At 71.8% G+C, this 12,472-nt stretch carries 13 protein-coding genes; 2 read left to right on the top strand and 11 right to left on the bottom strand.

Annotated features, from left to right (window positions below):
• Positions 1-50: 50 nt before the first annotated feature.
• The 9 genes from ADL05_RS12345 to ADL05_RS12305 form a co-directional block, all read right to left on the bottom strand.
• Positions 51-926, bottom strand: coding sequence for a class I SAM-dependent methyltransferase (locus tag ADL05_RS12345; protein ID WP_197285774.1), 876 nt, complete (start codon positions 924-926; stop codon positions 51-53).
• Positions 927-1,236: 310 nt separating this feature from the next.
• On the bottom strand, positions 1,237-1,920 hold the full coding sequence (gene ligK, locus ADL05_RS12340; protein ID WP_053617069.1) for a 4-carboxy-4-hydroxy-2-oxoadipate aldolase/oxaloacetate decarboxylase: 684 nt from the start codon (positions 1,918-1,920) through the stop codon (positions 1,237-1,239).
• A 40-nt stretch (positions 1,921-1,960) separates the two neighbouring features.
• Entirely contained in the window at positions 1,961-2,977 is a 1,017-nt protein-coding gene (locus tag ADL05_RS12335) for an amidohydrolase family protein (protein WP_053617068.1), read from the bottom strand.
• Positions 2,974-4,158, bottom strand: coding sequence for a 4-oxalomesaconate tautomerase (locus ADL05_RS12330; protein WP_053617067.1), 1,185 nt, complete (start codon positions 4,156-4,158; stop codon positions 2,974-2,976). The genes ADL05_RS12335 and ADL05_RS12330 overlap by 4 nt, the downstream gene beginning before the upstream one ends.
• 33 nt (positions 4,159-4,191) lie before the next feature.
• On the bottom strand, positions 4,192-5,217 hold the full coding sequence (locus ADL05_RS12325; protein ID WP_082376342.1) for an ABC transporter substrate-binding protein: 1,026 nt from the start codon (positions 5,215-5,217) through the stop codon (positions 4,192-4,194).
• A 172-nt stretch (positions 5,218-5,389) separates the two neighbouring features.
• Positions 5,390-6,244, bottom strand: a complete 855-nt coding sequence (locus ADL05_RS12320; RefSeq protein ID WP_082376340.1) for an ABC transporter permease — start codon at positions 6,242-6,244, stop codon at positions 5,390-5,392.
• A complete protein-coding gene (locus ADL05_RS12315; RefSeq protein ID WP_053617066.1) occupies positions 6,244-7,008 on the bottom strand; it encodes an ABC transporter ATP-binding protein in 765 nt (254 codons plus the stop codon). Before ADL05_RS12315 ends, ADL05_RS12320 begins: the two co-directional genes overlap by 1 nt.
• On the bottom strand, positions 7,005-7,973 hold the full coding sequence (locus ADL05_RS12310; protein ID WP_053617065.1) for a DUF6282 family protein: 969 nt from the start codon (positions 7,971-7,973) through the stop codon (positions 7,005-7,007). Before ADL05_RS12310 ends, ADL05_RS12315 begins: the two co-directional genes overlap by 4 nt.
• A gap of 134 nt (positions 7,974-8,107) precedes the next feature.
• Positions 8,108-8,803, bottom strand: coding sequence for a GntR family transcriptional regulator (locus tag ADL05_RS12305; RefSeq protein ID WP_231640715.1), 696 nt, complete (start codon positions 8,801-8,803; stop codon positions 8,108-8,110).
• A gap of 64 nt (positions 8,804-8,867) precedes the next feature.
• Between ADL05_RS12305 and ADL05_RS12300 the strand changes: the two genes are divergently transcribed.
• Positions 8,868-9,632, top strand: a complete 765-nt coding sequence (locus ADL05_RS12300) for an NAD(P)-dependent oxidoreductase (protein WP_053617064.1) — start codon at positions 8,868-8,870, stop codon at positions 9,630-9,632.
• Positions 9,633-9,728: 96 nt separating this feature from the next.
• Here ADL05_RS12300 and ADL05_RS12295 read toward each other — a convergent pair whose 3' ends face one another.
• Together ADL05_RS12295 and ADL05_RS12290 are read right to left on the bottom strand one after the other, a co-directional pair.
• Complete coding sequence (locus ADL05_RS12295) at positions 9,729-10,913, bottom strand: NAD(P)/FAD-dependent oxidoreductase (protein WP_053617063.1); 1,185 nt, start codon at positions 10,911-10,913, stop codon at positions 9,729-9,731.
• On the bottom strand, positions 10,910-11,227 hold the full coding sequence (locus ADL05_RS12290; protein ID WP_053617062.1) for a bifunctional 3-phenylpropionate/cinnamic acid dioxygenase ferredoxin subunit: 318 nt from the start codon (positions 11,225-11,227) through the stop codon (positions 10,910-10,912). The genes ADL05_RS12295 and ADL05_RS12290 overlap by 4 nt, the downstream gene beginning before the upstream one ends.
• A gap of 133 nt (positions 11,228-11,360) precedes the next feature.
• Here ADL05_RS12290 and ADL05_RS12285 point away from each other — a divergent pair, with 133 nt between their 5' ends.
• Entirely contained in the window at positions 11,361-12,146 is a 786-nt protein-coding gene (locus ADL05_RS12285) for an IclR family transcriptional regulator (RefSeq protein ID WP_053617061.1), read from the top strand.
• Positions 12,147-12,472: the final 326 nt, after the last annotated feature.

Raw genomic sequence — 12,472 nt, 5'->3', positions numbered from 1 at the left:
TGAGGGCTCCATGGAAGGCGGCGGGTCCTGGCCGCCCGGACGGCCGGAGTTCAGTCCCGGCGCGCGGTGACCAGCCAGGCGGCCGATCCCACGCGCACGCCGTCGTCGGTGAGGTGGACGGCCAGGGCGTCACGCAGGGCGTCGAGGGCCTGCGTCCTGGTCGCGGGGTCGGCCTTGGACAGCAGCGCGCGCACCGGCCCCATCCGCGCCACGAAGTCCATCGCCTCGTCCATGTCACCGCCCAGGCTGACGGGTTCCCGGACGGACTCGACCACGACCCCGTCGAAACCGTTCGCCTCCAACAGGTCCCGGGACCGCCGCGGCTCGGCGAGCGAGTAGGGCCCGGGGCCGTCCATGTCCATCTCCGGCAGGTCGACGAAGCGCGCCAGGACCGAGCGCAGCGTGACGGTCCACTCGATGTCGTGCGGCCGCTGCCAGCACAGGAAGGCCAGCCGACCCCCGGGAGCCACGGCACGGGCGATGTTGGCGAAGGCCGCGGCCGGGTCGGCTAAGAACATGATGCCGAACCGGCTCATCGCGGCGTCGAAGGACGCTTCGGGGAAGGGGTGGACCTGGGCGTCGGCGCGCTCGAAGCGCACGTTGTCGAGTCCCTGCCGTTCGGCGCGCTGCCGCGCCCGGTCCAGCAGGGGCCCCGAGAGGTCGACGCCCCAGGCCTCACCGCCCGAGGCGGCCCGGGCCGCCTCGCACGTCGTCGCCCCCGCGCCGCAGCCGATGTCGAGCACCCGCTGTCCTGGCGCGGCCCCCGCCGCTTCCAGCAGGATCGGGGTGAACCGGGCGAGCATCGCGTCGAAGCGGTCGCTGTGCTCCGCCCAGTGGCGGCCGTCGTCGCCGTTCCACGCCTCGTCCTGTTCGGTGTTGGCCACGGCCGGGCCCGGTCCGTCCGCCTCGGGCGTCATGCGGGACATGGGCACCTCTCCAGTCGTGCGGCGTGAGGGGCGGGCGGCCTGCCCGGTTCCTCTGGGCTGCCACAGTACGTGGCGGCGGTCCGCGCCCGCCACGGCCATCGTGGGACGACCGCGCCCCGGGTCCGGTCCGCCCGTCGACCGGCCGACCCGACCACTCGGCCGCCTCCGGCCGCCCCGGCCGTCCCACCGCCTGCCTACCCGCGCGGCGGGCCCCTGTAGCCGGCCGTCGCCGAGACGGGGATCGTCCCGGGGGTGGAGCCGGCGGCGTCGGCCCCACCCCGGCGGTGCCCGCCCACGATGTGCGGGCCGATCAGTCCAGGTAGCGCAGGCCGGCCGAGGTCAGCTTCTCGCGCATGCCGTAGACGTCCAGGCCCAGCTCGCCGTTCTGGAACCGGGCGCGCTTGCCGTGCTCGTTCTCCTCGCGGAGCCGCGCGGCCTCGGCGACCCGCGGGGCGGTGTCGCGGGGCACCACGACCACGCCGTCGGCGTCGGCGACGACGACGTCGCCCGGGTGGACCAGGGCGTTGGCCACGGTGACCGGCACGTTGACCGAGCCCAGTGTCGCCTTCACCGTGCCCTTGGCGTTGATGGCGCGGCTGAAGACCGGGAAGTCCATCTCGCCGAGCTCGGCGGCGTCGCGGCAGCCGCCGTCGATGATCAGGCCCACGGCGCCCCGGGCCCTGAACGAGGTCGCCAGGAGCTCGCCGAAGAACCCGTCCTCGGACTCCGTCGTGCAGCCGGCCACGACGACGTCGCCCGGACGGATCTGTTCGGCGACCACGTGCAGCATCCAGTTGTCGCCGGGCTGGAGCAGGACGGTGACCGCGGTCCCGCACAGGCTGGCCCGCGGATAGACCGGACGGATGTAGGGCCGCAGCAGGCCGGTGCGCCCCTGTGCCTCGTGCACGGTGGCGACGCCGAAGCGGGACAGCTCCTCGACGGCCTCCGGCGCGGCGCGCTCGATGGAACGGTGGACGACTCCGAGCTCGGTCATGACTCTCCTCGTGCGTGGGTGGACGGGTACGGACCGGCCCTCATCGGCCCTGACTCCTCAGCCGCGCGTCGAGCCGCGGGTAGACGCGGCGGGCGTTGCCCTCGGTGATGGCATCGCGCGCGGTGTCGGTCAGGTCCGCGCGCCGCAGGTAGCGGCCGGTGTCGTCGAAGTGGTGGCCCGAACACGGGTCGATGTCGCGGACGGCGCCGATCATCTCCGAGGCGAAGAGGATGTTCTCGTGCGGGACGACGTCGAGCAGCAGGTCGATGCCCGGCTGGTGGTACACGCAGGTATCGAAGAACACGTTGCCGAGCACGTGCTTCTCCAGTTCGGGCCTGCCGAGGGCCATCGCCAGTCCGCGGAAGCGCCCCCAGTGGTAGGGCGCGGCCCCGCCTCCGTGGGGGATGACGAGCCGCAGGTCCGGGAAGTCGGCGAAGAGGTCGCCCTGGACCAGCTGCATGAACGCCGTGGTGTCGGCGTTGAGGTAGTGCGAGCCGGTGGTGTGGAAGGCGGGGTTGACGCTGGTGGAGACGTGCACCATCGCGGGGATGTCGTACTCGCACATCGCCTCGTAGATGGGATACCACGAGCGGTCGGTCAGCGGGGGCGAGTCCCACAGCCCTCCGGAGGGGTCCGGGTTGAGGTTGATCGCCACGGCGCCGAGTTCCTCGACGGCGCGCCGCAGTTCGGGCAGGCAGCCGGCCGGGTCGGCGCCCGGGGACTGCGGAAGCATCGCGGCGGGGGCGAAGCGCTCCGGGAAGAGTTCCGTCACGCGGGCGACGAGGTCGTTGCAGATCCGGGCCCAGCGGACGGAGGTGGCCTCGTCACCGATGTGGTGGGCCATGAAGGACGCCCGGGGCGAGAACACGGTCAGGTCGATTCCGCGCTGGTCCATGAGGGAGAGCTGGTTGCCCTCGATCGCCTCGCGCAACTCGTCGTCGCCGATGCGCGGCTCGTCGGGCTCGGGCCCGCCGTCGAGCGCGGCGATCTGGGCCTGGCGCCACTGGCCGAGAGCGTCGGGCGCGGTGGTGAAGTGCCCGTGGCAGTCGATGATCATCGGTTCGTTTCCTTCGTTGACGGGTTCCAGAGGCCCAGGGGGACATAGAGGTCGCCGGCCATGAGCGCTCGTGCGGTGCGTACGAGCGCGGAACGGGTGATACGGGCTGGGTCGCCGGGTTCCCAGCCGAGCCGGACGTCGAAGGCCCCGCTCGGGTGCTCGATGGAGAGCGTGGCCTCGGCCTGCCCGGTGGCCGTCGGGGCCGCCATCGCGTGCGCGACCGTTCCCGGCAGTACGCAGGCGGTGGCGGCGGTGACGGCGGCCAGGACGCCGATCGACTCGTGGGCCACGCGGGGGATGAAGCTGCGCGTGGCCACCGTGCCCCCGTGCCGCGGGGGCGAGATCAGCGTCATCTTCGGGTAGTTGCGGTCCGTGACGTCGCCCAGACCCATGAGCGTTCCGCAGGCCAGCCGCAGCGCCTCGACCCGGGAGCGCAGGGCGGGGTCCGCGGTGAGTTCGGCGGGGCTCTCCCGCCCGGTGGCGCCGAGCGCGGTGGCGGCGACGATGACGAGGGGCTGGCCGTTGTCGATGCAGGTGACTTCCACCGGCCCCGTGCCGGTGACCTCGACCGTGTCGCGCGGCCGGCCCGTCGGCAGCAGGGACCCGGCGATGGATCCGGCGGTGTCGAGGAACCCGATCGTCACCGGCGAGGAGGTACCGGGGGCGCCGTCGATGCGGGTCTCCCCCGCGTAGTCGACGCTGCGCGCGCCGCCGCCCCCGGGTGTGCGCACGGAGATCTCCGCGACCGCCCCCGTGTTGAGGGTGCGCACCCGCACGGTCGTGGTGTCCGCGGTGGGCACGATCATCCCGGTCTCGACGGCGAAGGGCACGACCGCGGCGAGCAGGTTGCCGCAGTTGGCGTCCATGTCCACCGAGTCGTCGTCGGGTCGCAGCTGGGCGAAGCGGAAGTCGAGATCGGCGCCGGACTCGGTGCTCGGGCCGACGATGCCCGCCTTGGACGTGAGCGGGTGTCCCCCGCCCAGCCCGTCGATCTGCAGCGGGTGGGGCGAACCGAGCGCCGCGGTGAGCACTCGGGCGAGCGTCCCGTCGTCGTCAGGCAGGTCCGCACGGGCGAAGAACGGCCCGCGGGAGGTCCCGCCCCGCATCAGGACTGAGGGGATCGCCAGCTGGTGTCCACGGACTCGCGCACGTGTCCCCGGTGGTGTCTGTGACGGTGTCATCGTCGTCCTCGTCTTCGTGCCGTCATGCGCGGTCTACTCCTGGACGTGGGACCAGACGAGTGACTCGTAGTCGGGTGCCTCGTCGATCAGCTGGGACTCCAGGTGGAAGTCCACCGCGGTACCGAAGGCGTCCCGCGACACCTGGGACGAGGAGGCGAACTCCTGCGGGAGGATCTCGTTGAGCGCCTCCACCGCCTCGGGGTCGGTGCCCTCGAGGTAGGTCGACAGCAGCTCCGCGCCGGCCTCCGGGTCGCTCTGGATGAACTCCAGCGCCCGGTCGATGGCCCGGTTGAAGGCCTCGACCTCCTCGCCCTTCTCCTCGATCACCCCGGAGGTGCTGAACAGCGCGCCGTGCAGGGAGCCGGACAGGTCGGGGACGTCGCCGCGCTGGGGCGAGATGTAGATGTCGCCGACCCCTTCCGCCTCGGCCATCTGGCCGGTCGGCTGGAAGAAGGCGAGGGCGTCCACCTGCCCCTCGGACAGGGCGCCGATGGCCGACGAGGGGACGGCGCCCAGGTTGACGAGTGTGGCGTCGGTCCTGGCGTCCAGGCCCACCTGCTCGAACAGGTAGACGACCAGCGCCTCGGTGCCGGATCCGGGCCCGGTGATCCCAATGTTCCTTCCCTCCAGGGCGCGGACCTTCTCCTCCAGGGAGGCGTCCGCCGCGGGCCCGTCGAAGTCCGAGGACGTCACGATGTCCACGTAGTAGTCGGTGACGAGCGAGCCGGTCACCTGCGTTTCCGGGTTGCTCTCCGCCAGGTTGAACGCGTCCGTGAGGACTCCCGCGCCGACGTCGATGGAGCCGGAGGTCAGGGCCGCCGCGAGCTTGGCGCCGGTGCCGAGCCGGGGCCGCTCGCCGAGTTCGACGCCCTCCTCGGTGAAGTAGCCCTCCTCCTCGGCGACGTAGAGCGGGAAGAACGCGACGGAGTCGCTGATCTGCCCCACGTTGAGGACGCCTGGCTCGGAGTCGGCGGTGTCGCCGGCGCAGCCGGTGGCGGCGAGGAGGCCCGCGGTCGTCGCGATCGCGACCGCCGTCCTGATGTGCGTGCTGAGTTTCATGGCGTGACTTTCGGTTTGGGTGAGGGGCCGTGGAGAGCCCACGGCCTTGGGGGATGAACCGCACGGGGCCCCCGGGACGCCGGGCACGGCGCTGCGGGCCGACGCGCTCCGGGACAGGGCACCGGAACGCCGGGCCGCCGCGGCACCGGGGCGCCGGGTCCGTGGAAGGCGCCTAGTCGAGTGGCTTCCAGCGGTTGGCGCGGGAGGCCAGAACGCCCACGAGGGTGTTGAGGACCATCGCCACTGCGGTCAGCACCACGACCGCGGCGAACACGCCCGCGGTGTTGAACTGCGCGGCGGAGTCGTTGATGAGGTAGCCCAGGCCGCGGTTGGAGGCGACGAGTTCACCGATCACCGCGCCGATGAGCGCGTAGGGAATGGAGACCTTCAGGCCCGTGATGAGCCCGGTCATGGAGGCCGGCAGCACCACCTTGATCGCGATGTCCCTGTTCGACCCGCCCATGAGCCGGACGGCGTCGACGAGGCCGCGGTCGACGTCGCGGACGCCGGCGGCGGTGTTGAGGAAGACCAGGAAGAACACGCTGACGGCCGCCAGGATGACCTTCATGTCGATGCCGATGCCGAACCACACGATGAACAGTGGGGCGAGCGCCACCTTCGGAATCGAGTACAGCGCCATCATCAGCGGCTCGAACACGTCGTAGACGAGGCGGATCGAGGCGAGCGCGTATCCGGCGAGGGCACCGGCGGCGGCGCCGATGACGTAGCCGAGGACCACTTCCTGGATGGTGATCCAGGTGTGCCTCCCCAGGGTGCCGTCCACGATCCAGGCGCTCAGCTGCTCCCACACGCTGACCGGGTCGGAGACGAACATGGGGTTGGCGGCCGTGTTGCCGGCGATCTGCCAGAGCAGGAGGAAGACCAGCACCACGCCCGCCCGCAGGCTCCACACGATGGTGGTGCGGCGGTTGCGGTACCACCAGCTGCGGCGGCGGGCCTCCTTGACGGGGCCGCTCGTGCTCAGGCCGGTGGGCGCGTCGGTGTCCGCGGACGACTCGGTCGTCATCACCGCGCTCCTTTCTTCAGCGCGGAGGCCAGGGTGGCGTGCAGTTCCACGAACCGCGGCCGCACCTTGGTCTCGTCGGGTTCGCGCGGTCGGTCGAGGTCGACCTGCTGGTCGAGCAGAATGGTGCCCAGCGGGCCCAGGACGACGACGCGGTCGCCGAGCATCAGGGCCTCCTCGATGTCGTGGGTGACGAAGACGATGGTGTGCCCGGTGGCCTTCCACAGTCGCGCCAGTTCGCGCTGGAGTTCGGCGCGCAGCTGCGCGTCCAGGGCGCCGAAGGGCTCGTCCATCAGGATGGTCTCCGCGCCGTTGGCGAGCATGCGCGCCAGGCTGGCGCGGCGCCGCATACCGCCGGAGAGCTCGCGCGGGTAGCTGTCGGCGAACTCGGCCAGACCGACCGTGGCGATGAGCTCGCGGGCCCTGGCCCCGCGCTCGGCCTTGTCGGTCCCGGCGATCTCCATGGGCATCTCGACGTTGCGCTGGACGCTGCGCCAGGGCATGAGCGTGTCGGTCTGGGTGAGGTAGCCGATGTCGGGGGTGGGACCGCTGTGCGGGCTGCCCCGGTGCAGCACCCGCCCCGAGGTCGGCTTGGAGAGCCCGGAGAGCAGGTTGAGCATGGTGGACTTGCCACAGCCGGACCGGCCCAGGATGGTGACGAAGGTGCCCTCTTCGATGCTGAGGTTGAAGTCGCGCAGGGCCACGGTGGCGACGTCGTCGCGCTGGAACTCCTTGGTGAGGTGTTCGACTTCCAGGACGATGCTCATGGGGTGGCCGCCCGTGCGTCGTGGTGGGCCTGCGGCGCCTCGGGCAGCGGGTCCGCTCCCGCGAGCCAGCGCGAATTGTGCACCACCATCAGGCGCACCTCCTCATCGGTGAAGCCGTGGTCGAGGAGGATGTCGGCGGCCAGCGCGAGTCCGTCCTCCACCGGTGGGTTGAAGGGCTGCCCCAGGTCGGAGCTGATGACGGAGGCCGCGGGGCCCGTCGCCCGGATGTTGTCCAACCACACCTGCCAGGAGACCTTGCCGGTCAGCGGGGTGGTCAGGCAGCGCTCCAGGTAGGCGCCGTGCGCGGCGAGCGACCTCTGGTTCTCCGCGGGGATGCGCTGCGAGGTGAACTCGGGGTGGGTGACCACGATCCGCCGGACGCCGCGCTCGCGTGCGAGCGCGACGACCTTCGCGGACTCGTCTCCGTGCAGGTGCCCGGTGGCCAGGGTCATGTCGTGCCTGGCGATGACGTCGATGACCTGGCGGGTCTCGGCCGTCACCCGCCCGTCCCCGTCGAGCACGTCGACGGCGGGGCTGGCGATGCCCGCGTCCCGCAGCTCCTGCTGGATCTGCGCCCACATGGGCGGCGTGGCGCCCTCGGGGGTCTCCTCCAGGCAGCTGCGCTGGTTGTCGCTGTCCACGGTCGGCAGCCAGACGAACTGGGCGCCGCCGCGTGCGGCGATCTCGACCGCGACGGGGTTGAGCCCGCCCACGGAGGCGTTGAGGGTGATGGCGCCGAGCACGTCGACGTCCGGGTGGACGCCACGGACGACCTCGGCGCGTTCGGTCGTGGGCGTGTAGTGGGACTTGAGCACGAAGCCCGCCATGCCGTGCCGGTGGAAGCGCGGGGCGAGTTCGAGGTCGCTCACCCTGCGCTTCATCACATCGGGAGCGATGTGGACGTGGATGTCGTAGGCGCCCCGGACGAGTTCGCGGGCGTGTGCGCTGGGTACCTGGTGTGTCAATGCCGCCCCTTTGCTAACAAGCTGGTGAGCAACATTGTTAACGATCTTGGTGACGACAGTCAATACCCAGGTCACATCCATGTGCGGCGCACGTCACCCGCGCCGCCCGGCGGCCGGACGCGGGCGCCGCCGGCTCACCCCTTCTTGGCGAAGTAGTCCCGCGTGGCCTCGTACACGCTGTTCAGGTGCGCCCGCATGGCCTCCGCGGCACGCTCGGGGTCCTTCGCGCAGACCGCCTCCACGATCTCCAGGTGTTCGGGCAGCGACGTGGTGGGTCGGTGCGGCTGCATGGCCAGCCGGATGCGGTACCTGACGTTCTGGGCGCGCAGGCGCTTGACGACGTCGGGCGCCACCTTCGCGCCGCTGATGTCCATCACCTCCTGGTGCAGATCCCGGTTGGCCTGCGCGTACGCCTCTCCGTCGCCCGCGTCCACCGCCGCTCTCATCACCTCGCCGATGGCACGCAGCCGCGCCACACCGCCCTCGTCGACGCGTTCGGCCGCGCGCGCCGCGCACAGCGACTCCAGGGCGGCGCGCACCTCCACGATCTCCAGCGCCTCGTCCAGGTCCACGGCCCGCACCCGGGCACCGCGGTTGCGGACCCGCTCCACCAGGCCCTCCACGGCGAGGGTCGCCAGGGCCGCGCGCACCGCGCCCCGGCTGGCGTCGAACATCTCGATGAGGTCCGTCTCCACGAGCCGCTGCTTGGGCGCGAACTCGCCGGCGACGATGGCCTGTCGAAGCCGTGACGTCACACGCTCGGCGTCGCTGGCGCCACGGCTCGTGTCCCGGCCCACTGCCTCCTGGGTCATGGTCTTCCTCTCGCTCATCTTGGTGTGCATTATTGTAAACAATGTTGTTCACATCAGGGTGGCACTCGCTACGGAGGGCGCGATGACCGTCATCACCATGATCGGCCTGGGCGAGGCCGGGCGACTCATCGGCGAGGGGCTGGCGCGGGCCGGCGCCCTGGTCCGGGGGTACGACCCCTTCGTCACGTTGTCCGACACGCCGATCGAGCAGCGTTCGGAGCCGGCCGACGCGCTCGCCGGCGCGGACGTCGTCATCAGCCTCGTCGGCCCGTCCGCGGCGGAGGAGGTCGCCGCGAAGGTCCTGCCGCTGCTGGACGCGTCGGCCGTCTACGCGGACCTGAACACCCTCTCCCCGGGTGAGAAGGGCGCGATCGGCGCGCTGGCCGCCGACGCGCGGGTGCGCTTCGCCGATGTGGCGGTCATGGCCCCCGTCCCGCGGGCGGGCAGCCGCACGCCGCTCCTGGCCGCCGGCAGCGGAGCCGGGGCCTTCGCCGAGGCGCTCTCGCCCCTGGGCACACCCGTGCGCGCGGTCTCCCAGGAGCCGGGTGACGCCGCGGCGCGCAAGCTGCTGCGCAGCGTGTTCATGAAGGGACTGGCGGCGCTCGTCATCGAATCGCTCGACGCGGCGAGCGCGGCCGGGGCCGAGGAGGAGATCCGCGACCAGATCGCCGCCGAGCTGGGCGGGAACGGCCCGGACCTGGTGGACCGGCTCGTGCGGGGCACCCGGGAGCATGCCGGGCGACGCGTACACGAGATGGAGGCGGCGGCGGCCTACCTGGACGAGCTCGGCGTGGAGCGCCCCGTCACCGAGGCCGCCCTGACGCACCTGCGCCGGTTGAGCGCCTGACGCCGCTCGGAGACGCGGAACGCCCCGGCACCGTGCGGGCCGGGGCTCTGGGGCACCTCCTCGGTGGGCGCCGCGCCCCGGGCGCGGCGCGGTCGGTCAGGCCGGGACCACGCGGGACGGCAGCAGGCGGCGCAGGCGGCCGAACTGCTTGGGGTTGTTCATCGCGAGCACGCCCACCGCGGCCCCCTCCCGGCGGTACTCCGCGACGAACCGGCGGTCGCTCGGCGAGCCGTCGACGACGGCGACCTCGTCGGCGTCCGCGGGGTGCCCGGCGACCTGGAGGCGGGTCCCGTACTGGTCGGACCAGAAGTAGCCGGACGGCCGGTACTCCTGGATCGTGGTGCCCGCCAGGAGGTTGCGCACGGCGGTGGCGGGCTGTTCGGAGGCGTTGGACCAGTGTTCGTGCCGCACCGGCCCGTCGGGGCCCTGGTAGCGGGCCACGTCTCCCACCGCCACGACGGAGGGGAACGCGGTGACGCATCCGGCGTCGCAGAGCACGCCGTTGTCGAGCGGGAGACCGGACCCGGCGAGCCACTCGGTGTTGGGGAGCATGCCGATACCGGCCACGACCACGTCGGCGGGCAGGTGAGTGCCGTCGTCGAGGACCACGCCGCTGACGCGCTTCCAGGGGCCGAAGCCGGTCGAGGTCAGGGACGCCACGCCCACGCCGGTGCGCAGGTCGGCTCCGTGGTCGGTGTGCAGGGCCGCGCAGTGGGCGCCCATGGTCGGGCCGAGGACGCGCGCGAGGGGGGTCGGTGCGGCCTCGACGACGGTCACGGGCAGTCCGAGGGTGCGGCAGGTCGAGGCGACCTCGGCGCCGATCCAGCCGGCCCCGATGACGACCACGCCCGCCGAGCTCTCGTCCAGGTCGGCGCGCAGGGCCGCCGCGTCGTCGAGCGTGCGCAGGGTGTGCACCCCCGCCAGGCCCTCCGCGGCGGGGAGCGGGCGGGCCCGGCCGCCGGTGGCGATGACGACGCCGTCGGCGACGATCTCCGTCCCGTCGGACAGCCGCACCGACCGCGTACCGGGGTCGAGGGAGTCGGCCCGGACCCCCAGGTGCCATTCCGCGCCCAGCCCGTCCAGGTCGGCCGCGTCGGCCAGCCGCAGGCCCTCCGCCGGGCACGTGCCCGTGAGATAGGCCTTCGACAGCGGCGGCCGGTCGTAGGGCTGGTGGGGCTCCTCGCCAATGACGGCGATCCGGCCGTCGAAACCCTGTGTCCTGAGTTCCTCGACGGCACGCAGTCCCGCGAGCGAGGCCCCGACGACGGCAACGGTTCTCATACGACTGCCTCCTGGTTCTGCGGGACCACGTGGATCACGCCGTCCTGGATGGTGACTTCGTGGGTCCGGACCGGCTTCTTGGCCGGGGCGCCGGTGGGCATGCCCGTGCGCAGGTCGAAGCTCGCGGCGTGGAGCGGGCACTCGACGAAGCACCCTTCGAGCCATCCCTCGGAGAGGGAGGCGTCCTGGTGGCTGCAGGTGTCGTCGATGGCGTAGATCTCGCCCCCGGCGTTGAAGACCGCGATCGGGACGTCGCCGGGGATACGGACCGCTTCACCGTCGGGCAGGTCTGCGACGGCACATACTGGAATCATCACGACCTCTGTTGCGCTACGCGGAACAACTTGTTTTATACGCAACATTATGATGGGCAGCACGGGGATGCGGCGTCAAGGAGTGCAGCGCCGGATTTTTCGATTTGTTGCGTCAATCGGTTACGGTTGCACCATGAGCAACTCGCAACACAGCACAGAACGCGAGCCCGCCCCCGTCCAGTCGGTGGACCGGGCCATCACCATCCTGGAACTCCTCGCCCGCACCGAGGCGGGGATCACCGAGATCGCCGCCGAGCTGGGCGTGCACAAGTCCACCGCGTCGCGGCTGGTGCACACGCTCAAGGCGCGACGGCTCGTGGAACAGCACGGAGAGCGCGGCCGGTTCAGCCTCGGCATGGGCATGATGCGGTTCACCGGCGCCGTCGCCGGCCAGCTCGACATCGTCCAGATCGGCAACCCGGTCTGCGAGGAACTGGCGGAGCGCCTCGGCGAGACGGTCAACGTCGCGGTCCTGGACGCGACGGACACCATCAACGTCAGCCAGGCGCGGGGCTCCTCGGCCGTGGCCGCGCAGAACTGGATCGGCCAGCGCACGCCGTCGCACGCCACGGCCAGCGGCAAGGCGCTGCTGGCCCTGGCCTCCCCCGAGGAGCTGGACGAACTGCTCGCGGGAGAGCTCGTGTCCTACACCCCGCGCACCATCACGGACGCGGAGGAGTTGCGCGAGGTCCTCAAGAAGACCGCCGAGGACGGCTACGCCACCTGCTTCGAGGAGCTGGAACCGGGCCTGCACGCGATCGCCGTTCCGGTGGTCGGCCCGGGCGACGACGCGGTCGCGGCGATCAGCGCGGCCGGCCCGGCGTACCGCCTGTCGAAGAAGCGGATCCCCGAGGTCGTGGAGGAGCTGCGCCGGGGCGCGCGGGACCTGGCCGACCGGATGGCCTACCTGAGCCGCTGACCGCGGGGCGGCGGCCTTTCGGCCGATCGCCTTGCGCCGTCGCTGATATATCAACAAGCGATTAATTGGCGATCAAGTCGCGCAGACTTCTCCGCCAGCTATTGACAGACCCATCGGTAGCCTCCAGTGTGGTCGAAATCGTGTTGTGCATCACGAACTTCGTTGCTTATTAAGCAACATAGGAAGGAAGTCCTCGTGACTCTCACTGCACCCCGAGGCCCGGTCACCGACCAGGCACTGGGCGAACTGGACCCCGAGGTGTCCGCGGCGGTGAACGCCGAACTGGCACGCCAACGCGACACCCTGGAAATGATCGCCTCCGAGAA

The sequence above is a fragment of the Nocardiopsis sp. NRRL B-16309 genome, assembly GCF_001279585.1.
Classification (GTDB): domain Bacteria; phylum Actinomycetota; class Actinomycetes; order Streptosporangiales; family Streptosporangiaceae; genus Nocardiopsis.
This window is presented reverse-complemented; position numbering and strand designations above follow the sequence as displayed.